Source organism: Streptomyces sp. NPDC055239 (assembly GCF_053606205.1).
In genome coordinates, this window is sequence record NZ_JBSGRD010000006.1 from 288,395 (window position 1) to 308,204 (window position 19,810).

Sequence of the window (19,810 nt, forward strand, 5' to 3'; positions counted from 1 at the left end):
ATCACGGGTTCCGCGTAATCTACGGTCCCGTAACTTACGGCGTCGTAAGTATGGCAGCGCGGAACCTGGCGGCAAGAGGCCGCGAGTCCGTGCCGCGATGTGACACCTATCCTTGGAAACGGTCGGACAGCGCGGTCCGCTCTCTCTTTCCCCCGGAACGCGGATTCCTATCCGGCCGGGGACCCCCTCCCAGACCTGACGTGCTTCAACACTGCAAGGAGCCGCACCTGTGAGCAGTGCCGACGACCAGACCACCCAAGCCAGCACCGAGCTGCGCGCCGACATCCGCCGCCTCGGCGACCTGCTCGGCGAGACCCTCGTACGTCAGGAGGGCTCGGAGCTCCTCGAACTGGTCGAGAAGGTCCGCAGCCTGACCCGCGAGGACGGCGAGGCCGCAGCCCGCCTGCTCGGTGGCACCGAACTGGAGACCGCGGCCAAGCTGGTCCGCGCCTTCTCCACGTACTTCCACCTGGCCAACGTGACCGAGCAGGTCCACCGCGGTCGCGAGCTGCGCGCCCGGCGCGCCGCCGAGGGCGGACTCCTCGCCCGTACGGCGGACCGGCTCAAGGACGCCGACCCCGAGCACCTGCGCCAGACCGTGGAGCACCTCAACGTGCGCCCCGTCTTCACCGCGCACCCCACCGAGGCCGCACGGCGCTCCGTCCTCAACAAGCTGCGCCGCATCGCCGAGCTCCTGGAAACCCCGGTCATCGAGTCCGACCGGCGCCGCCACGACACCCGCCTCGCCGAGAGCATCGACCTGGTGTGGCAGACCGACGAGCTGCGCGTGGTCCGTCCGGAACCCGCGGACGAGGCACGCAACGCCATCTACTACCTGGACGAGCTGCACGCCGGCGCCGTCGGGGACGTACTCGAAGACCTCACCGCCGAACTCGAGCGGGTCGGCGTCGTGCTGCCCGAAGGCACCCGGCCGCTCACCTTCGGCACCTGGATCGGCGGCGACCGCGACGGCAACCCGAACGTGACGCCCGCCGTCACCTGGGACGTCCTGATCCTCCAGCACGAGCACGGCATCAACGACGCCGTCGCCCTCGTCGACGAGCTGCGCGGCTTCCTCTCCAACTCCATCCGCTACACCGGAGCCACCGAGGAGCTCAAGGCCTCCCTCCAGCTCGACCTGGAGCGGCTGCCCGAGATCAGCCCCCGCTACAAGCGGCTGAACTCCGAAGAGCCCTACCGCCTCAAGGCCACCTGCATCCGGCAGAAGCTGGAGAACACCAAGGAGCGCCTGGCCCGCGGCACCGCCCACGAGGACGGGCGCGACTACCTCGGCACCGGCGAACTCCTGCACGACCTCACCCTCGTCCAGACCTCGCTGCGCGCGCACAAGGGCGGCCTGTTCGCCGACGGCCGGATGAACCGCACGATCCGTACGCTCGCCGCGTTCGGTCTGCAGCTCGCCACCATGGACGTACGGGAACACGCCGACGCCCACCACCACGCGCTCGGCCAGCTCTTCGACCGCCTGGGCGAGGAGTCCTGGCGTTACGTGGACATGCCGCGCGAGTACCGGCAGAAGCTGCTCGCCAAGGAACTGCGCTCGCGCAGGCCGCTCGGCCCGTCCCCGGCCCCGCTCGACGCCGCCGGGGAGAAGACCCTCGGCGTCTTCCTCACGATCAAGAAGGCCCTTCAGGTCTTCGGGCCCGAGGTCATCGAGTCCTACATCATCTCCATGTGCCAGGGCGCCGACGACGTCTTCGCGGCGTCCGTCCTCGCACGCGAGGCCGGGCTCATCGACCTGCACGCGGGCTGGGCGAAGATCGGCATCGTGCCGCTCCTGGAGACGACCGACGAGCTGCGCGCCGCCGACGTCATCCTCGACGAGATGCTCGCCGACCCCTCGTACCGCAAGCTGGTCGCGCTCCGCGGTGACGTCCAGGAGGTCATGCTCGGCTACTCGGACTCCTCCAAGTTCGGCGGCATCACCACCTCGCAGTGGGAGATCCACCGCGCGCAGCGCAGGCTGCGTGACGTCGCGCACCGTTACGGGGTCCGGCTGCGCCTTTTCCACGGCCGTGGCGGCACGGTCGGCCGCGGCGGCGGCCCCTCGCACGACGCGATCCTGGCTCAGCCCTGGGGCACCCTCGAGGGCGAGATCAAGGTGACCGAGCAGGGCGAGGTCATCTCCGACAAGTACCTCGTGCCCTCGCTGGCCCGCGAGAACCTGGAGCTGACGGTCGCGGCCACGTTGCAGGCCTCGGCCCTGCACACGGCTCCCCGTCAGTCGGACGAGGCGCTCGCCCGCTGGGACGCGGCGATGGACGTCGTCTCGGACGCCGCGCACTCCGCGTACCGCAAGCTGGTCGAGGACCCGGACCTGCCGACGTACTTCCTCGCGTCGACGCCGGTCGACCAGCTCGCCGACCTGCACCTCGGCTCCCGGCCATCGCGCCGCCCCGGCTCGGGCGTCTCGCTCGACGGCCTGCGCGCCATCCCGTGGGTCTTCGGCTGGACGCAGTCGCGGCAGATCGTGCCGGGCTGGTTCGGCGTCGGCTCAGGCCTCAAGGCGCTGCGTGAGGCCGGTCTGGACACCGTGCTCGGCGAGATGCAGGAGCACTGGCACTTCTTCCGGAACTTCATCTCGAACGTCGAGATGACGCTGGCCAAGACGGACCTGCGGATCGCCCGCCATTACGTGGACACGCTCGTCCCCGACGAGCTGAAGCACGTCTTCGACGTGATCGAGGCGGAGCACGCGCTGACGCTGCAGGAGGTCCTTCGCATCACCGGCGGCGAGCGACTGCTCGACTCCCACCCGGAGCTCCAGCAGACGTTCGGCATCCGGGACGCCTACCTGGACCCGATCTCCTACCTCCAGGTCGCCCTCCTGAAGCGTCAGCGGGACGCGGCTGCGGCGGGCGAGGAGGCGGACCCCTTGCTGGGCCGCGCGCTCCTCCTCACGGTCAACGGGGTGGCAGCGGGGCTGCGGAACACTGGCTGATTTTCGCTGGCGGAGGCGCCTTGCTTTGAGGGGCGCCCCTGGTTCCGCCGGGCTCTGAGGGGCGCCTCCCGCCCCTCAGAGCCCGGCGGGGCGCTGCCGGTCCCGTCGAGGTTGGCGGGCGCCATTTGTGCCGCCGCTTCGCGACGGATGTCTCCCACCCACCCACCCGATTACCCGGGGTCATGGGTGGGTGGGCGGGGAAAGATCCGCCGTGAAGCGGCGGGCTCGTCTGTGGCCGAAGTCAGAACGCCAGCGTGGCGAAAACCCCCGTCAGGAGCGCCGCCTGCCAGGGCCCACCCCGCGTGGGCCGGACTCAGAACACCAGCGTCGCGAAAGCCCCCGTCAGGAGTGCGCCGCCTGCCAGGGCCAGGGTCCACGCCGTGCGGGGCAGGCGCAGGCCGCCCGCGACCACCACCGAGGCCAGCAGCAGCGCCCCGCCGAGCGGCAGCCACGCGTGGAGGAACCCGGGCCCGCCCGTGCGGACCACCTCGGAGGTACCCGGCTTCACGACCACCGGAATCCGCACCCCCTTCCTCTCCCCGATCGAGCGGTCGATCACGACCCGCTCGCGCGCCTCAGAGCCGGAGCCGGAGCCGGAGCCGGAGGACGCGGACGAGGGAACGTACGGCCCGACGCACTCATCCGACGAGCAGCGCGAAACCCGCATCGTGCCCCGCTCACGCTCATCCGAGAGCATCACGTGCCGCGCCGTGCCCCAGGACGCCCAGACGCCCGCGGCAAGCAGCAGCGCGGCGAGCCCGCCCATCGCCGTCCGGCGTACGAGAAGCAGCGCGTTCATGGCGGCGATCCTTGGCCATGGCACTGCGCCGAGTCAACAGCTCAGGAGTTGTACGCGCTCTGCGCCCGCTCCAACCCCTCGATCACCAGCGCCTCGGCCGCATCCGCCGCCCGGTCCACGAAGTAGCCGAGCTCCTTGCGCTCCGCCGACGAGAAGTCCTTCAGGACGAAGTCCGCCACCTGCATCCGACCCGGCGGACGCCCGATCCCGAACCGCACCCGGTGGTAGTCCGGGCCCATCGCCTTCGTCATCGACTTCAGACCGTTGTGGCCGTTGTCGCCGCCGCCCAGCTTCAGCCGCAGCGTGCCGTGATCGATGTCCAGCTCGTCGTGGACCGCGACGATGTTCGCCGTCGGCACCTTGTAGAAGTCGCGCAGCGCCGTCACGGGACCGCCCGACACGTTCATGTACGACATCGGCTTCGCCAGGACGACACGGCGGCTCGCCGGACCCGCGGGACCGATCCGGCCCTCGAGCACCTGCGCCTGCGTACGCCCGCTCCGCTTGAACGAGCCGCCGATCCGCTCCGCGAGGAGATCGGCCACCATGAAGCCCACGTTGTGCCGGTTCATGGCGTACCCAGGACCTGGATTGCCCAGACCCACGATCAGCCAGGGCGCGCTGGGGTCCGTCGTCATCTGCATGTCTCCTTCATAGCCCAACCGCCGCCCCGCGCAGGAAGCGCGGGGCGGCGGTTGGGAGAGCCGAGCTCAGTCGATCGCGATCGAGGCTCAGGCCTCGGTGGCGTCGGCGTCACCCTCGGTGGCCTCGGCCTCCTCGGCCTGCGCGGCCAGAACCTGGAGAACGACGACGTCGTCCTCGACGTTCAGCGTGGTGCCGGCGGGCAGCGGGATGTCCTTGGCGAGGATGGTCGCACCGGCCTCGAGACCGGCGATGGAGACGGTGACCGACTCCGGGATGTGCGTGGCCTCGGCCTCGACGGGCAGCGCGTTGAGCACGTGCTCGAGCAGGTTGCCGCCCGGGGCGAGCTCGCCCTCGGTGTGGACGTAGATGTCGACGCTGACCTTCTCGCCCTTGCGGACGAGGAGGAGGTCGACGTGCTCGAGGATGCCGGTACGCACGGCGTCACGCTGGACGGCCTTGGGGATGACCAGCTGGCTCTTGCCGTCGATGTCCAGGTTGATCAGGACGTTCGCGGTCTTGAGCGCCATCAGGGTGCCGTGGTGCGGCAGGGCGATGTGGATCGGGTCCGCGCCGTGGCCGTAGACGACGGCGGGCAGCTTGTCGGCGCGACGCAGACGGCGGGCGGCACCCTTGCCGAACTCGCTGCGGACCTCGGCGGTGATCTTCACCTCGGGCATGTGCACTCCTCGTATGAGCGGTGACGAAACAGAGTCGGTCACCCGGCCACGACTTACTGGCCTGCTACGAAGAGCGCGTCGATAACGGACCGCCGTACTGCAATGAGTACGGCCTCCCTCGCCGAGCAACTCCGTGAGTCTACCCGGCGGGGAGGCCGCCCCAGAAATCGATCTTCAGTAAGCCCGCAGGGGACTAGGCCTGCTCGTCGAAGAGGCTCGTGACCGAACCGTCCTCGAAGACCTCACGCACCGCGTTCGCGATGGTCGGCGCGATCGAGAGCACCGTGATCTTGTCGAGCTCAAGGTCGCCCGGGTCGGGCAGCGTGTCCGTGAACACGAACTCGCTCACCTTGGAGTTCTTCAGACGGTCCGCGGCCGGGCCGGAAAGGACACCGTGCGTCGCCGTCACGATGACGTCCTCCGCACCGTGCGCGAACAGCGCGTCGGCGGCGGCGCAGATCGTGCCACCCGTGTCGATCATGTCGTCGACCAGGACGCAGACGCGGCCCTTCACCTCACCCACGACCTCGTGGACGGTGACCTGATTGGCGACGTCCTTGTCACGGCGCTTGTGCACGATGGCAAGCGGAGCGCCGAGACGGTCGCACCAGCGGTCGGCGACGCGGACGCGGCCCGCGTCGGGGGAGACCACGGTCAGCTTCGAACGGTCGACCTTCGCGCCCACGTAGTCCGCGAGGATCGGCAGCGCGAAGAGGTGGTCGACCGGACCGTCGAAGAAGCCCTGGATCTGGTCCGTGTGCAGGTCGACCGTGAGGATGCGGTGCGCGCCCGCGGTCTTCATCAGGTCGGCGACCATACGGGCCGAGATCGGCTCACGGCCGCGGTGCTTCTTGTCCTGGCGCGCGTAGCCGTAGAACGGCACGATCACGGTGATGGAGCGGGCCGACGCGCGCTTCAGCGCGTCGATCATGATCAACTGCTCCATGATCCACTTGTTGATCGGAGCCGTGTGGCTCTGGATCAAGAAGCAGTCCGCGCCACGAGCCGACTCCTGGTACCGCACATAGATCTCGCCGTTGGCGAAATCGAAAGCCTTCGTCGGCACGATGCCGACACCCAGCCTGTGTGCGACCTCCTCGGCCAACTCGGGGTGGGCGCGGCCGGAGAAGAGCATCAACTTCTTCTCGCCGGTCGTCTTGATCCCGGTCACAGCACTAGTCTCCTCAGACGAGTTCTTCCCGCTGCCGTCCCCGCACGCTCCGGAAAATTGCAGTCCGATGCGCTGAGCCGGCCGAAATGGTGTGCATCTATCACGGTACGCCGTGTCCGACGCACCTGTTTCCGGTCAGCTTCCGCCATCCGAAATCCTGGACTCCCCGGATGCCGCCTCAGCAGCCCTCGCCGCCGGGCTCCCCGGACGCTTGCGCGCCACCCAACCCTCGATATTCCGTTGCTGGCCACGGGCCACAGCCAGCGAACCGGCCGGAACATCCTTCGTGATGACCGAACCCGCCGCCGTGTAAGCGCCGTCCCCGACAGTGACAGGAGCCACAAACATGTTGTCCGAACCGGTCTTGCAGTGCGACCCCACCGTCGTGTGGTGCTTGGCCTCACCGTCGTAGTTCACAAAGACGCTGGCAGCACCGATGTTGGTGAAATCACCGATCGTCGCGTCACCCACGTACGAAAGGTGCGGGACCTTCGAACCCTCGCCGATCGTCGCGTTCTTCATCTCCACGTACGTACCCGCCTTGGCCTTCACGCCGAGCCGGGTACCCGGCCGCAGATACGCGTACGGACCCACGCTCGCCTGCTCCCCGACCTCGGAGTCGTACGCGACCGTGTTGTCCACGCGCGCCCCCGCGCCGACCCTGGTGTTCTTCAGGCGGGAGTTGGGCCCGACCTCGGAACCCTCACCGAGGTGCGTGACGCCCTGGAGCTGCGTCCCCGGGTGCACGAGCGCGTCCTGCTCGTACGTCACCGTCGCGTCGATCCACGTCGACGCCGGATCCACGACCGTGACACCCGCCAGCATGGCCTCGGTCAGCAGGCGGTCGTTCAAGGTACGGCGGGCCTGGGCCAGTTGTACGCGGTTGTTGATCCCCGCGATCTCCTCGTGGTCACGGGTGACGGCAGCCCCCACCCGGTGCCCCGCCTCACGCAGGATCCCCAGAACATCGGTCAGGTACTCCTCGCCCTGACTGTTGTCCGTACGCACCTTGCCGAGGGCCTTCGCGAGCAGCTGCCCGTCGAACGCGAAAACGCCGGAGTTGATCTCACGGATCGCGCGCTGTACCTCGGTGGCGTCCTTGTGCTCGACGATGCCGGTCACCGCGCCGCTCTCGCCGTCCCGCACGATGCGGCCGTAGCCGGTCGCGTCCGGGACCTCGGCGGTGAGGACCGTCACGGCGTTGCCGTCCTCGGTGTGCGTGGCGGCCAGCTTCTGCAGGGTCGCGCCGGTCAGCAGCGGGGTGTCGCCACAGACGACGATGACGGTCCCGTCGACGGCGCCGCCGAGCTCGTCGAGGCCGATGCGGACGGCGTGCCCGGTGCCCTTCTGCTCGCTCTGGTAAGCGGTGTGCACGTCCGGGGCGATGGTCCCGAGATGCGCGACGACCTTCTCGCGCGCGAAGCCGACAACGGTGACGAGCCGCTCCGGAGCCAGCGCGTACGCGGCTTCGAGCACATGCCCGATGAGGGAACGCCCACAGATCTCATGCAGGACCTTGGGGGTGGCCGACTTCATGCGGGTGCCCTCACCCGCTGCGAGGACGACGACGGCTGCCGGGCTGTTGGCGCTCACGGGGGTGCCCTTCGGCTTCGGATGTGCGGGGAGTGGACATCCGCAGGATACCGGGGGGTTGCGGGGCGGAAATGAGTGCGGGTCCTGACCTTGTGGTCAGGACCCGCACGAACGAAGCTCCCCCGCCAGGACTTGAACCCGGACAGATGGCACCAAAAGCCACAGTGCTGCCAATTACACCACGGGGGATTGAAGCGACCTGAATCAGACATTTAGCCAGGTCGCCGTTTCGGCATCCAACACTATGCCGTACCAAGCCCCTTCCGTGCGACGGCGGAGATCAACGCTTTGTCGCGGGACTCGACCGGATACCAGGAGGTTTCGCTTCCGGTCGAACAGCGCGTGCGTTCGATCACTGAGCCGGAAACTCGCCGGAAAAGGAGGGCTTGTCGCCCGTAGGCTGGATGGTATGACCACGACGGGGGAGAAGCGCACCACGGCCGTGACCGGCCCGTGGTGGTGGGAGCGGCGGCGTAGTGCCGTCCTTGATGTGGGGCTCGCGCTGGCCTCTGCGGTGGAGTGCGGGGCCGAGGGGATCGCGTTCGCGGGGGATACGGGGATTCCCACGGCGGTGGGTGTGGGGTTCGGGGTGCTCGCCGGGCTTTCGCTCGTGCTGCGGCGCCGGTGGCCGATCGCCGTGGTGTTGATCGCGATCGCGATCACGCCCGCCCAGATGGGGATCTTCCTGACCATCGTGGGGCTGTACACGCTGGCCGCGTCCGAGTTGCCCCGGCGGATCATCGGGTCGCTCGCCGGTATGTCGCTGCTCGGGACGCTCATCGTCACGCTGGTGCGCACCCGGCAGGACATGGAGAGCGGGGATCTGGGGTTCGCGGAGGGGTTCATACCGTTCGTCGCGATCACCACCTCCATCGGGCTCACCGCGCCGCCGATCCTGCTCGGCCTTTACGTGGGGGCCCGGCGGCGGCTCATGGAGAGTCTCAGGGAGCGTGCCGACAGCCTGGAGCGCGAGTTGCAGCTGCTCGCGGAGCGGGCCGAGGAGCGTGCCGAGTGGGCGCGTAATGAGGAGCGGACCCGGATCGCGCGGGAGATGCATGACGTCGTCGCGCACCGGGTGAGTCTGATGGTCGTGCACGCGGCGGCCTTGCAGGCCGTGGCGAGGAAGGATCCGGAGAAGGCCGTCAAGAACGCCGCTCTGGTGGGTGACATGGGGCGCCAGGCGCTGACGGAGCTGCGCGAGATGCTGGGTGTGCTGCGCAACGGGGAGTCCAGACCCGCGGCGGGTGGCCGGCACGGTTCGGTCTCCGACGTGGTGCCGCTGGCGGCCGTGGGGTTCGCCGCGGCGGCTGCCGCCTCGCGCGCCGTGGACGAGGACGGGCCGTGTCTTGCGGAGCTCGACGAGCTGGTGGGGCAGTCGCGTGCGGCGGGGATGGCGGTGGCGCTGTCCGTGGAGGGCGCGTCCCGTGAGTACGCGGCGGACGTGGAGCAGACCGCGTACCGGGTGGTGCAGGAAGCTTTGACCAACGTGCACAAGCACGCCGCGGGCGCCAAGACGTACGTCCGGCTCGCGCACCGGGGTGCGGAGATCGCGATGCAGGTGGAGAACGAGCCACCGCCCGAGGCCGGTCCCGGGGACGCGCGGTTGCCCAGTGGGGGCAACGGTCTTGTGGGCATGAAGGAACGTGTCGTCGCGCTGGGCGGTGTGTTCGTCTCGGGGCCGACGGACGCGGGTGGTTTCCGGGTGTCGGCGGTCCTTCCCGCGGCTGTCGTCGTCGCTGAGGCCTAGCGCCCGGTAGTCCCTCAGCCCGCCTTGAGGCGTTCCGGCCGTGTGCCTGATGCCAGGGTGGCGAGGGCCTCGTCGATGTGGGAGCCGAGGTACCAGTCGCCGCTGTGGTCGAGGCTGTAGACGCGGCCTTCGGCGTCGATCGCCAGGAGGGCCTGGGTCTCGGTCTCTTCTCCTATGGGGCAGACCTCGGTGTCCAGGGCGCGGCCCAGGTCGCCGAGGGTGCGGGCCAGGTGGAGGCCGTACAGGGGATCCAGGTGGACGGTGGCGGGCGCTATGTGGCGGCCGGGGCCCTGCGGGGTGATGTGCAGTCCGCCGAACTCGGCCCACGCCTCGACGGCGGCGGGGAAGACGGCGTGCTGGTGGCCGGCCGGTGAGGTGTGGCCGCGCAGGACGTCGGCCCAGATCTCCGCCTGCTTTATGTCCCAGCGTCCGGGGCGCCAGCCCGCGGCGCGCAGGGCGGCGTCGATGGGGACGGGGAAGCGGGGTGTCGCGGCCGTGGTGGGGTGTGCGGGGTTCTCGGTGCGCTGTTCCGTGTGTTCCGGGTGCATGGGGTGGCCCTCGTAGCGGTTCGCGGTTCGGGGTTCGCAGCTCGTGACTTGGTGGGGATCAGGATTCCGGAGCCGTGGGGTCCACGATCCGTACGCCGAAGTGCGCTGTGAGGGCGGTGCAGGAGCGGCAGGGGCGGGCGAAGCCGCCGTGCAGGGGGTCGCCGTCCTCGCGGATGCGGCGGGTGGTGAGTTTGGCGTGTTTGAGTGCTTTGCGGGCCTCGCCGTTGGTCATCGGTTTTCGTGCCGCGCGTTTGGAGCGGCTGCCGTCGGCGGCCGTGAGGTGGCGCGAGATGAGGATGGCTTCGGCGCACCGCCCGGTGAAGCGCTCGCGCTGGCCGCTTGTGAGGGTGTCGAGGAAATCCTGTACGAGTGGGTGCAGAGCGGGCGGTTCCTCGCCGCGCCCCGCGGTACAAGTGAGCGTCGCGCCGCGTACGGAGAGCGCGGCGGCGACGGTGGGAAGTATGCCGTCGCGGCGCTGGCGCAGCGTGGGCGCGTGCGCTGACGCGCTGCTCCAGCCGACCCGGGGATCCCCCGCGTCGACGGGGTTCCCGGCGATCGCCGAGGGCGCCGTCGTGGACGCCGTGCGGCCGTCCGTACCGGTCTGAGCCGTGTGCATGGTGGTGCTTCCCTCCCCGCAACTCGCGGTGTGACCGCGTGTGCCACGCCCCCGCGTTGCGGGGACAGCCTGTCAAATGGGGCGGGTGGTGCGGAAGCTGGGGACCGCGACACGCCTGGTTTTCGTCGTACGGTGACGGCCCGGTGGCTGCTGGTCATGGAACTGGAGGCCCGGTGACCGGTGTCGTCCTTGCGCATAGGCTGTCGACATCCGCAGAACCATTAACAGTGCCGCAGGGGGCAACCGCCATGACGACAGGTCGGCTGGGGCAGCAAGCCGCGCCGCCGAACGCGGCCTACGCCGGGCAGCTCGTGCACTTTCCGGATCCGGTCCGGGCCACGCGCCATCCCAGAGGCGTGCGCGTGGACGAGCACGGCTATCCGGACTTCTCGGCCTACGCGCGTGCGGCCGCCGAGATCGCCGAGCCCCCGGAGGGCTTCGGCGTCGACGAGCTGCGCCTGACGGACTACGTCTCCGCGAACGCGGCGATGGCCTCGGCGGATCATGACCTGTGGGACACGATTCCGCCGGTGGCGACCCCGCACGGCTGGACCTGGCACCACGTGCCCGGCGGCAGGCGCCTTGAGCTGGTCCCGGTGGAGGTGAAGGCGCTGCTGCGGCATCACGGCGGGCTCTCCACGACGCCGGTCGACCAGAACAAGAGGGGCACGCGCCCGCTCCAGGAGACGCGTCCCGCGCATCTCGCGCTGCCGAAGTCGGCGGTCGCGGTGACCGAGCAGGAGATCCTCGGCGCCGAGGAGGAGCTTGGCTATCGGCTGCCCGGCGCCTACCGTTCTTTCCTGAAGGCGGCGGGCGGCTGCGCGCCCGTGGGTACGGCGCTCGACGCGGAGCTCGGTCTCCTGATCGACCAGCCGTTCTTCACGGTGCGGGACGAGGCCGCGGTCAACGACCTGGTGTACGTGAACAAGTGCCTGCGCGACCATCTCACCAAGGATTATCTGGGAGTCGGGTTCGTGCAGGGCGGCATTCTCGCCGTGAAGGTCAAGGGCGACCGGATCGGGTCGGTGTGGTTCTGCGCGTACGACGACGCACGGGACGTCTCGGAAGCGGCCTCCTGGACGCCCGCCGAGCGGGTGCAGCGGCTGCTCCTTCCGTGCGGTGACGACTTCGACGCGTTCTTGTCCCGGCTCGCGGGCAACCCGCCGGAGTTGGAGACCGTGGCGAACCTGATGGTGGACGGCGGCTTCGCGCGCGCCGTCCCGGTGGGGGAGTGACTTGTCGATGGTGACCTTCGCGCAGGCGCAGGAGCGCGCCGAGGAGTGGATCAACGCCGATGTGCCCGGCTACCAGCATCGCGAGGTGCGGGTGCGGGAGTTCGAGCTCGGCTTCGTCGTGTGGGCGGAGGACCGTGAGAACGGTCCGGTGTCCGACGGCGGCCGTCAGCGGCTCGTCATCGCGCGGGACAGCGGTGAGGCCACGCTCTGGCCCGGCCTGCCGGTCGGTGAGGTGATCCGCCGGTACGAAGAGGAGTACGGCGCCCCGGACGTGGCGCCGGAGGATGCGGCTCCGGCCCCGCCGGAGCGGGTCGACCTGAATCAGACGTCGTTCCTGTTGAGCCCTCCCGAGTGGCTCCAGGAGGCGGCGGACAAGCTGGGTATTCCGGATCGCAGGGCGGATCCGACGCGGGGGGCGGCTTCTTCGGACGCGTCAGCGCCGGGTGCTCCCGCGGCGCCCGTGGCTCCCGCCGCCTCCGCCGCTCCCGAAGCGCCCGGTGGCGGTACGCCGTGGCCCGCGGCCGCGGCGTCGAGTGCGCCCGTGGGGGCCACCCCGTGGGCCGGTACGGACACCAACGCGGACAACGGCGACGACCGTTCGGTACCGGCGCCCGCGACGGTGTTCGCGCCGCCGCTGGTCGGCGGCGACGATGACGACACCCCGCCGCCCGGTGTGGCGCCGGAGGCTAAGACCGCGCTCATGCAGCGCGGCAGCGGCCTTCCGTCGACGACGGTGGCACCCGCGTACGACGGCTCGAACCCGCAGGCACCCGGCGCGCAGCCCCCGGCGGCTCCGGCGCCGAACCTGCCCCCGCCGCCCGCCGGTTCCGCGGTGAACCTGCCGCCGCCTCCCGGCGCGAGCGCCCCGGATCCGGCCGCGTACGGCTATCCGCAGGGTCCCGGCCCCGGCCCCGCCGCCCAGCCTCAGCGCCCCGTGCCCCCCGGCGCGAGCGACATCGCCGACGCCGCGACCAGCAAGGCGCAGTCGCCGCCGCGCGGTGCCCGTGGGGGCGGTGCGGGTACACCGCCGCCGCCCAGCGCCCCGGGGACTCCCGGTGTGCGTCCGGGGAGTACGCCTCCGCCGTCGGGGCCCGGCGCTCCGGGCACCCCGGCCGGGGGTTACGTCCCGACGCCCGCGGCTCCGGACGCGCCGCAGCCTCCCGGCACCCCGCCCCCCGGCGGCGGTGTCCACCACGCCGCGACGATGCTGGCCGACCCGAGCCTGGGCGGCCTCGGAGTCATCAAGCCGCCGGGCACTCCCGGCGCGCCCGGCGCCCCGAAGCCTCCCGGTCCGCCCGGTGTTCCCGGCGCGCCCCAGCCTCCCGGCCCGCCCGGTGCTCCGGGTACGCCTCCCGGCGGCGTGCACCACGCGGCGACGATGCTGGCCGACCCGAGCCTGGGCGGCCCCGGTGGCATCAAGCCGCCGGGCGCGCCCGGTGCTCCCGGCGCCCCGCAGCCTCCCGGCCCGCCCGGCGCCCCTGGTACCGCCGGCGGCGGCGTACACCACGCCGCGACCATGCTGGCCGGACCCGCGGTCGGCGGCCCCGGCGCGCCCATGGCGCCGCAGGGTCCTGGCGCCCCGGGCATGCCGCCGCCCGCTCCGGGGCAGCCCGCTCCGGGACAGCCCTACGGCTACCCGCAGCCGCCCACCGGACAGCCGACCGTCGGCCCCGGCTACCAGGCCGTCCTGCGCTACCGCGCACAGGACGGCTCCGAGCAGCAGCTCATCCGCCGCTCGGCGCCCGGAACCCCGCACCCCGAGTGGCAGATCCTGCACGAGCTGCGCGGCATGAAGGTGCCGCCGCAGCAGGTGCTCGAACTCCACACGGAGCTGGAGTCCTGCGAGCTGCCCGGCGCGTACTGCGCCCGCATGATCCGTGAGACGTGGCCGCAGGCGCGGATCACGAGCATCGCCCCGTACGGCAAGGACCACGCGTCCCGGCAGGGCGGCATGCAGCAGCTCATCGCGCACCAGGGCGAGCTGCACCAGGTCGCGGACGGTCCGGCGCGCCCCGCTCCGGTGCGCGCGCCGCTGCCGCAGGTGCAGCCCGCGCCGCCGATCCCGCCGGAGGGCGTGGCGCAGGAACTGGCGGGCGCGTTCGGGCCCGGCATCTTCCGCTTCGACCAGCGGGCGGTCTCCCGGCAGGGCGTGCCCGACCTCGTGGCGCACACGCTCGTCGTGGCGGGTCTGCCCGTCGACTTCGGGCCGTTCTTCTGGGCGCAGGCCCAGCCGGGACGCCCGGTGCCGACCCTCGCCGAGACCGCGCAGGAGCGCGGGGTGCAGGCGGCGTCGGACGCGGGTTCCTACCTCGTCATGGGCAGTGACTTCGGCCGTGCGATCTGCGTCCAGTACGGCACGGCGAACATCGTCGCCGTGCCCGTGGAGGCAGGTCCCGGCGGTGCTCCGGTGCCGCCGCAGTTCGTGAACACGGGGCTGCCGGAGTTCGCGCGCTGCCTTGCGCTGCTCGGCCGTATGTGGCGATTGCGCTTCGGGCTCAACCAGGAGCAGGCGGGTCGCTGGACCGTCGACTTCCAGGGCCAGCTGGCCGCGCTCGACCCGGCGGCGCTCGCGTCGCCGGAGAGCTGGTGGTCGGTGCTGCTCGAGCAGATGTGGGACGGCCTGCTCTGATCGGCCCCGCGGGGTGACGCAGGCATCGCGAGGCGCTCGGCCCTGTGTGGGGCGGGCGCCTCGTCCGTTTTTCGACGTGGTTCGGGAGCCGGGGCGCGACGATGGGGCGGCCCGATCGACCCGATTCCGACTTCTGGCTGCAAATGGCGCATCCTTGAGCGGATGAGATGCGCGGAGTGTCGCGTTATGGGCACTTCGGCTTGATCCATCAAGATGTGCGCCAATCGCGCAGTACGCGCGTGGTGCGTCGGAGGAGGGATTCAAGGATGAGCAGCGGTGCAACGGCCTCGGAGCACGGTTTCGTCGCCGTGCGCGGGCGCGGCTACCGTCCCGAGCAGGTGGACGCGTACGCCCTCGATCTGTCCCAGGACCGCGACGGCGCGTGGGAGCGTGCCGCCCGGCTCACCGTCCTCGCCAAGGAGATGGAGGCGGAGGCGGAGCGGCTGCGGGACGTCGTGTCGCGGCTCGCACCTCAGACGTACGAGACGCTGAGCGAGCGCGCGCGGAACATCCTCGCCCTGGGTGAGGAGGAGGCCGCCGCCGTACGGTCGACGGCCGATGCCGATGTGCGGCGCGTGACGGAGGCGGCCGAAGCGGAGGCGCGGGAGGTCCGTGAGGCCGCTCGTGCGTACGCCGACGAGGTGCTCGGCGAGGCGGACGAGCGGGCCAGACAGCGGCTGCTCGCCTGCCGTGCCATCGCGGACGAGTCGCGGATCGCGGCCCGCCGTGACGTGAAGGAGTGGCGGGGCGAGGCCCTTGCCGCGCTGCGGGAGACGCGGGAGCGCGGGGCCGCGCTCCTGGAGGAGCAGGAGAAGGAGCACGCCGAGCGCTGGGCTGCCGCCGAGGGGGAGATCGCCGCGCGGGAAGCGGAGGTGGATGCCTGGGAGACCGCGCGCGTCGCCGCCGCGGAGGCCCGCCTCTCCGAGGCGAAGCGGGCCTCGGTCGAGGCGGAGGAGTCCGCCCGGCACGGGCAGGAGGACGCGGAGGCGCGGGGCGCGGAGCTGCTTGCCGCGGCGCGTGCGCGGGACGAGGGCATCGCCCGGGAGACCGAGCGGATGCTGCGGGAGCACGGGGAGGAGTGGGACGAGGTGCGGGGGCACATGGAGCATGTGCGCAGCAGCCTCGCCGCGCTGACCGGGCGGGCGTCTGCTGAGGGTGCCCCCTAGCCCCCAGTGGGCTACCTCCTCGTCACCCCCGCCAGGATCCAGCCCTCCACCGCCTCGTAGCGCCTGCGCTGTTCCTCCGACTCGCGTGGGCCCGATGACACCGTGCCGAGCCAGCCGAGGAAGAAGCCGAGGGGGATGGACGCGAGGCCTGTGGTGGTGAAGGGGAACCAGTTGAAGTCGTGGTTCGGGAACGCTGAAGTGGGGGCGCCCGAAACCAGGTTGGTGCCTGTCATGAGGATGACGGAGCCCAGGGTGCCGCCGATCAGGGTCCACAGGAGGCCCCTGCGGGTGTAGCGGCGCCAGAAGAGGCTGTAGACGAGCGCCGGGGCCAGTGCCGACGCGCCCAGGCAGAAGGAGAGTGTGACCAGCGGCTGCAGATTGCGGTGCTGCACCATGACCGCGAGGACGATCGCCAGGCCTCCTATGGCGAGCGCCGCTACGCGGGCCAGTGCCATCTCGCGGCGCGGGCTGATCGCCTTGCGCTGATGTGCGAAGACGTCGTGGGCGAGGGAGTTGGCGCAGGCCAGGATCATTCCGGCGACCGAGGCGAGCAGGGTCAGGAAGATCGCTGTGGTGACCGTCGTGAAGATGAGGGTCTCCGCCGTCGACGCGTTCGCGCCGAACACCGCCCTTGAGCCGAGCAGGTACGCCGTGTTGCCCTGCGGGTCCGCCTGCGCGATCGCCGCCCGCCCGACCATCGCCGTCGCGCCGAAGCCGACGATCGCGATGACGAGGACGAAGAGCGCCACCGACGACACCGCCCAGGACATCGAGCGGCGCACCTCGCGCGCGCTGCGCGCCGTGTACATCCGCATCGTGACGTGCGGCAGGCAGGCGCCGCCCAGTACCACCGTCAGTTCCGAACTGATCATGTCCAGGCGGGGGTTGGGGCCGCCCTGGAACTGCAGTCCGGACTGGAGGAAGGCCGGGCCGGCCCCGCTGCCCTTCTCGGCGGCGGCCAGGAGCGCGCCCAGGTCCCAGTCGAAGCGGCGCAGGATCAGGGCGGCGATGACCACTCCGGAGCCGAGCAGCATCACGATCTTCAGGATCTGGATGAGGGCGGTGCCCTTCATGCCGCCGATCGCCGCGTAGCTGATCATGAGGGCCCCGAGTGCGACGACGCAGCCCGTCTTCACTCCTTCGTTGGAGAAACCGAGGATGAAGGAGAGCAGATCGCCCGCGCCCGCAAGCTGCACCAGCATGAGCGGGATGAGTGCGGCGAGCGTCGCCGCGCACGCCGTGATCCGTACGGCGCGGCCCGGCATACGGCGGGCCAGTACGTCGCCCATGGTGAACTGGCCCGCGTTGCGCAGGGGTTCGGCGAGCAGGAACATCAGGAGCATCAGGGACAGGGCCGTACTCAGGGCCAGGACGACCCCGTCGTACCCCAGGAGCGCGATGATTCCGCCCGTGCCGAGCACGGTGGCCGCCGAGATGTAGTCGCCCGCGATGGCAAGGCCGTTGCGCATCGGCGAGAGGGAGCCGTAACCGGCGTAGAACTCGCCGAGGTTGTCGCGGTCGGGGCCCGTCATCACGCACAGGAGCAGCGTGAGCGTGACGACGGCGGTGAACGCGGCCAGGGACATGGCCTGGGCCGAGTCGGTGGCGAGTGTGACGGCGGGGCTCGCCGGCGTGCTGCCCGGGTTCACCTGTTGGCCTCCAACTCCGCTAGTTTGCGCAGCCGTTCGGCCATCGGGTCGACCCGGAGGCGGGCCGTGAACTCGTACAGCGCTGTCGCGAGCAGGGTGACGGGGACCTGGCACAGGCCGAGCAGCAGCCCGGTGGAGAGCCCGCCGGTGACCGTGTCCGTCATCAGGGACGGGGCGAAGGCGGAGAGGATCAGGAAGAGCGTGAAGTAGCCGAGCGCGGTGAGGGCGGCGACGCGGCGCTGCCAGCGGTAGGCGCTGCGCAGGTGGCGCAGGTCGCTGTGGCGGCCGAGTGCGGGGTGGCGGGGGAGCTTGGGGCGTGGCGGGGGTGGTGCGGGGGCGACGGGTTGCCAGGGGTAGGTGGGATAGGAGGGGGACGAGTCGTGCGGGGGGAGGTGGGGGTGGTACGCGTGGTGGGGGTGGCGGTGTTGTTGTCGGGGTTGCTGGGCGTAGTGCGGTTGTTGGGGGTCGCGAGGGTGTTGGGGCTGGTGAGGGTAGGACATCCCGGTTCTCCTTGCGCGGCGTCGGTCCGGTGCGGGACCGCAGGGAGCGAGAGGTGAGGATCGAGCACGTTACTCGTAAGTAGTAGAGCCGCGAAGGGTTTTGCGCATACTGGTTGGTCGGTCTATTCGGCCGGTCTGTTCACCGGGCGTTCAAGCGAGGTCGGCCCGGCGTTCCCCGTGCTCGCCAGGGCTTCCGCCTCCCCGTTCTCCGGGCCGAGCGCCCCGATTACCGGAAACCGCCGAGGCGCCAGGAACGCAAGTACGAGGAGTGCGAGCACCGCCGCGCACCCCGCACCCACGTACACCGTGTCGACCGCCGAGTCGACCGCCCGGCGCAGCCGTTCGGGGTCGGCGACCGAGGCCGGGTTCTCCAGGGCCTGGGCCACCGAGTCGAGCGAGCCCGCGCCGCCGAGCCGCGAGGTGAGGACCCCGTTGGCGACCGCGCCGAAGAGCGCCGCGCCCAGGGTCTGGCCTATCTGGCGGCAGAAGAGGATGGACGCGGTGGCCGTGCCGCGCTCGGACCAGCCGACGGTGGACTGCACCCCGACGATCAGCGGCAGTTGGAAGAGCCCGAGTGCCGCGCCGAGAAGCAGCATGATCAGGGCCGGCTGCCAGGCCTGCCCCGGATAGGGCAGGAAGGGGAACGCGAAGAGGAAGAGGGCGGCCCCGCCGATGCCGATGAGCGCCGTGTCGCGGAAACCGAGCCTGCGGTAGACGTGCTGGCTCAGAGCGGCGGAGACCGGCCAGCTCAGCGTCATGACGGAGAGCACGAACCCGGCGGCGATCGGCGCGAGGCCGAGCACGGACTGGGCGTACGTCGGCAGGAAGACCGTCGGCGCGACCATCAGGAGGCCGAGCGCGCCGAGGGCGAGATTGACCGCCGCGATGGTGCGCCTGCGCCAGACCCAGCCGGGGATGATCGGCTCCGCCGCCCGACGCTCGATGACCACGACGGCTCCGGCGAGCAGCAGTCCGCCCGCGAACAGCGCGAGCGACTGCGGGGAGAGCCAGCCCCACGCGACACCGCCCTGGACGAGCGCGGTGAGCAGGACGCCGCCGCAGGCGAAGACGGTGAGCGCGCCCGCCCAGTCGACGCGCCCCCGGGTGACCGCCGCGCGCTCCGGCTCGTGCAGGTGGCGCACGATCAGCCAGAGGGCCACGGCGCCGATGGGCAGGTTGATCAGGAAGATCCAGCGCCAGTCGGCGTACGCGGCGATCAGACCGCCGAACGCCGGGCCCGCGATCGACGAAGTGGCCCACACGGTGGACAACTTGGCCTGGATCTTGGGGCGTTCCTTGAGCGGGTAGAGGTCGGCGGCGAGCGTCTGCACCGTCCCCTGGAGCGCGCCGCCGCCCAGGCCCTGGACGACGCGGAAGGCGATGAGCGCCCCCATGTTCCAGGCCACCGCGCACAGGGCCGAGCCGATCAGGAAGAGGATGCTGCCCACGATGAGCACGGGCTTGCGGCCGAAGGTGTCGGAGAGCTTGCCGTAGATGGGCAGGGTGACGGTGACGGCGAGCAGATATCCGGAGAAGAGCCAGGAGAAGACGGAGAAGCCGCCGAGGTCGCCGACGATCTGCGGGATGGCGGTCGAGACGATCGTGGAGTCCAGGGCGGCGAGCGCCATGGCGAGCATGAGGGCGGCGACGACGGGGCCGCGGCGCCGTCGGTCGTCCGAACCCGAGGGTGTGCCGTCCGCGTCCACCGAGATTCCTTCCCCCTGCATCTATTTACTCCGGGCCACCTTCTCACCCTGTGTACGCCCGGGGCAGGGGTGGAGAGCATCCCGGCAGGTGGGCCGGTGTCCGGTCCGCAGGAGGGTGGAGCAACCCCGAGAACAGCTCCACCGGCGGGTGGAGTTCCCCTAAGGGA

General features: G+C 71.0%; 15 protein-coding genes and 1 tRNA gene. 5 read left to right on the forward strand and 11 right to left on the reverse strand.

Annotation, left to right across the window (positions count from 1 at the left end; translation table 11 throughout):
* Positions 1 to 229 precede the first annotated feature (229 nt).
* Positions 230 to 2,962 (forward strand): phosphoenolpyruvate carboxylase, encoded by a 2,733-nt coding sequence (gene ppc, locus ACWFRJ_RS21675; protein WP_453533105.1) that lies wholly within the window; start codon positions 230 to 232, stop codon positions 2,960 to 2,962.
* A gap of 313 nt (positions 2,963 to 3,275) precedes the next feature.
* Here the strand turns inward: ppc and ACWFRJ_RS21680 are convergent, their stop codons facing one another.
* From ACWFRJ_RS21680 to ACWFRJ_RS21705, 6 genes are all read right to left on the reverse strand, one after another.
* Positions 3,276 to 3,761 carry a hypothetical protein gene (locus tag ACWFRJ_RS21680; protein ID WP_453533108.1) on the reverse strand — a complete coding sequence of 162 codons (486 nt, stop codon included), beginning with the start codon at positions 3,759 to 3,761 and terminating at the stop codon, positions 3,276 to 3,278.
* 41 nt (positions 3,762 to 3,802) lie between these two features.
* Positions 3,803 to 4,405: an aminoacyl-tRNA hydrolase gene (gene pth, locus ACWFRJ_RS21685; RefSeq protein WP_389904718.1), complete on the reverse strand. Its 603-nt coding sequence runs from the start codon at positions 4,403 to 4,405 to the stop codon at positions 3,803 to 3,805.
* Positions 4,406 to 4,492: 87 nt separating this feature from the next.
* Positions 4,493 to 5,083, reverse strand: a complete 591-nt coding sequence (locus tag ACWFRJ_RS21690) for a 50S ribosomal protein L25/general stress protein Ctc (protein WP_453533110.1) — start codon at positions 5,081 to 5,083, stop codon at positions 4,493 to 4,495.
* Positions 5,084 to 5,276: 193 nt separating this feature from the next.
* Positions 5,277 to 6,254 carry a ribose-phosphate diphosphokinase gene (locus ACWFRJ_RS21695; RefSeq protein WP_383281058.1) on the reverse strand — a complete coding sequence of 326 codons (978 nt, stop codon included), beginning with the start codon at positions 6,252 to 6,254 and terminating at the stop codon, positions 5,277 to 5,279.
* A gap of 135 nt (positions 6,255 to 6,389) precedes the next feature.
* The gene (gene glmU, locus ACWFRJ_RS21700) at positions 6,390 to 7,847 is read right to left on the reverse strand and encodes a bifunctional UDP-N-acetylglucosamine diphosphorylase/glucosamine-1-phosphate N-acetyltransferase GlmU (protein ID WP_453533113.1); all 1,458 of its coding nucleotides are present in this window, start codon (positions 7,845 to 7,847) and stop codon (positions 6,390 to 6,392) included.
* Positions 7,848 to 7,964: 117 nt separating this feature from the next.
* A tRNA-Gln gene (locus ACWFRJ_RS21705) sits at positions 7,965 to 8,036 on the reverse strand.
* Positions 8,037 to 8,256: 220 nt separating this feature from the next.
* Here ACWFRJ_RS21705 and ACWFRJ_RS21710 point away from each other — a divergent pair.
* Complete coding sequence (locus ACWFRJ_RS21710; protein WP_453533116.1) at positions 8,257 to 9,594, forward strand: sensor histidine kinase; 1,338 nt, start codon at positions 8,257 to 8,259, stop codon at positions 9,592 to 9,594.
* Positions 9,595 to 9,608: 14 nt separating this feature from the next.
* On the opposite strand, the gene ACWFRJ_RS21715 is transcribed toward ACWFRJ_RS21710, so the two are convergent.
* Complete coding sequence (locus ACWFRJ_RS21715; protein ID WP_453533119.1) at positions 9,609 to 10,142, reverse strand: SUKH-3 domain-containing protein; 534 nt, start codon at positions 10,140 to 10,142, stop codon at positions 9,609 to 9,611.
* A gap of 58 nt (positions 10,143 to 10,200) precedes the next feature.
* Positions 10,201 to 10,758 (reverse strand): YwqJ-related putative deaminase, encoded by a 558-nt coding sequence (locus tag ACWFRJ_RS21720; protein ID WP_453533121.1) that lies wholly within the window; start codon positions 10,756 to 10,758, stop codon positions 10,201 to 10,203.
* A 248-nt stretch (positions 10,759 to 11,006) separates the two neighbouring features.
* On the opposite strand from ACWFRJ_RS21720, the gene ACWFRJ_RS21725 reads away from it, so the two are divergent.
* From ACWFRJ_RS21725 to ACWFRJ_RS21735, 3 genes are all read left to right on the forward strand, one after another.
* Positions 11,007 to 11,993: an HNH endonuclease gene (locus ACWFRJ_RS21725; protein WP_453533123.1), complete on the forward strand. Its 987-nt coding sequence runs from the start codon at positions 11,007 to 11,009 to the stop codon at positions 11,991 to 11,993.
* Between the two features lie 7 nt (positions 11,994 to 12,000).
* Positions 12,001 to 14,622 (forward strand): SUKH-4 family immunity protein, encoded by a 2,622-nt coding sequence (locus ACWFRJ_RS21730; protein WP_453533126.1) that lies wholly within the window; start codon positions 12,001 to 12,003, stop codon positions 14,620 to 14,622.
* A 266-nt stretch (positions 14,623 to 14,888) separates the two neighbouring features.
* Complete coding sequence (locus ACWFRJ_RS21735) at positions 14,889 to 15,788, forward strand: cellulose-binding protein (protein ID WP_453533129.1); 900 nt, start codon at positions 14,889 to 14,891, stop codon at positions 15,786 to 15,788.
* Between the two features lie 11 nt (positions 15,789 to 15,799).
* On the opposite strand, the gene ACWFRJ_RS21740 is transcribed toward ACWFRJ_RS21735, so the two are convergent.
* From ACWFRJ_RS21740 to ACWFRJ_RS21750, 3 genes are all read right to left on the reverse strand, one after another.
* The gene (locus ACWFRJ_RS21740; RefSeq protein WP_453533542.1) at positions 15,800 to 17,374 is read right to left on the reverse strand and encodes a sodium/solute symporter; all 1,575 of its coding nucleotides are present in this window, start codon (positions 17,372 to 17,374) and stop codon (positions 15,800 to 15,802) included.
* Between the two features lie 59 nt (positions 17,375 to 17,433).
* Entirely contained in the window at positions 17,434 to 17,937 is a 504-nt protein-coding gene (locus ACWFRJ_RS21745) for a DUF485 domain-containing protein (RefSeq protein WP_453533132.1), read from the reverse strand.
* A 122-nt stretch (positions 17,938 to 18,059) separates the two neighbouring features.
* Positions 18,060 to 19,664 carry an MFS transporter gene (locus ACWFRJ_RS21750; protein ID WP_453533135.1) on the reverse strand — a complete coding sequence of 535 codons (1,605 nt, stop codon included), beginning with the start codon at positions 19,662 to 19,664 and terminating at the stop codon, positions 18,060 to 18,062.
* Positions 19,665 to 19,810: the final 146 nt, after the last annotated feature.

What these genes read in the sequence shown, in the direction of transcription:
- ACWFRJ_RS21680 (WP_453533108.1), bottom strand. Translation starts at nt 3,761, where the DNA reads ATGAACGCGCTGCTTCTCGTACGCCGGACGGCGATGGGCGGGCTCGCC.
- pth (WP_389904718.1), bottom strand. Translation starts at nt 4,405, where the DNA reads ATGCAGATGACGACGGACCCCAGCGCGCCCTGGCTGATCGTGGGTCTG.
- ACWFRJ_RS21690 (WP_453533110.1), bottom strand. Translation starts at nt 5,083, where the DNA reads ATGCCCGAGGTGAAGATCACCGCCGAGGTCCGCAGCGAGTTCGGCAAG.
- ACWFRJ_RS21710 (WP_453533116.1), top strand. Translation starts at nt 8,257, where the DNA reads ATGACCACGACGGGGGAGAAGCGCACCACGGCCGTGACCGGCCCGTGG.
- ACWFRJ_RS21715 (WP_453533119.1), bottom strand. Translation starts at nt 10,142, where the DNA reads ATGCACCCGGAACACACGGAACAGCGCACCGAGAACCCCGCACACCCC.
- ACWFRJ_RS21720 (WP_453533121.1), bottom strand. Translation starts at nt 10,758, where the DNA reads ATGCACACGGCTCAGACCGGTACGGACGGCCGCACGGCGTCCACGACG.
- ACWFRJ_RS21725 (WP_453533123.1), top strand. Translation starts at nt 11,007, where the DNA reads ATGACGACAGGTCGGCTGGGGCAGCAAGCCGCGCCGCCGAACGCGGCC.
- ACWFRJ_RS21730 (WP_453533126.1), top strand. Translation starts at nt 12,001, where the DNA reads ATGGTGACCTTCGCGCAGGCGCAGGAGCGCGCCGAGGAGTGGATCAAC.
- ACWFRJ_RS21735 (WP_453533129.1), top strand. Translation starts at nt 14,889, where the DNA reads ATGAGCAGCGGTGCAACGGCCTCGGAGCACGGTTTCGTCGCCGTGCGC.
- ACWFRJ_RS21740 (WP_453533542.1), bottom strand. Translation starts at nt 17,374, where the DNA reads ATGTCCCTGGCCGCGTTCACCGCCGTCGTCACGCTCACGCTGCTCCTG.
- ACWFRJ_RS21745 (WP_453533132.1), bottom strand. Translation starts at nt 17,937, where the DNA reads ATGTCCTACCCTCACCAGCCCCAACACCCTCGCGACCCCCAACAACCG.
- ACWFRJ_RS21750 (WP_453533135.1), bottom strand. Translation starts at nt 19,664, where the DNA reads ATGCAGGGGGAAGGAATCTCGGTGGACGCGGACGGCACACCCTCGGGT.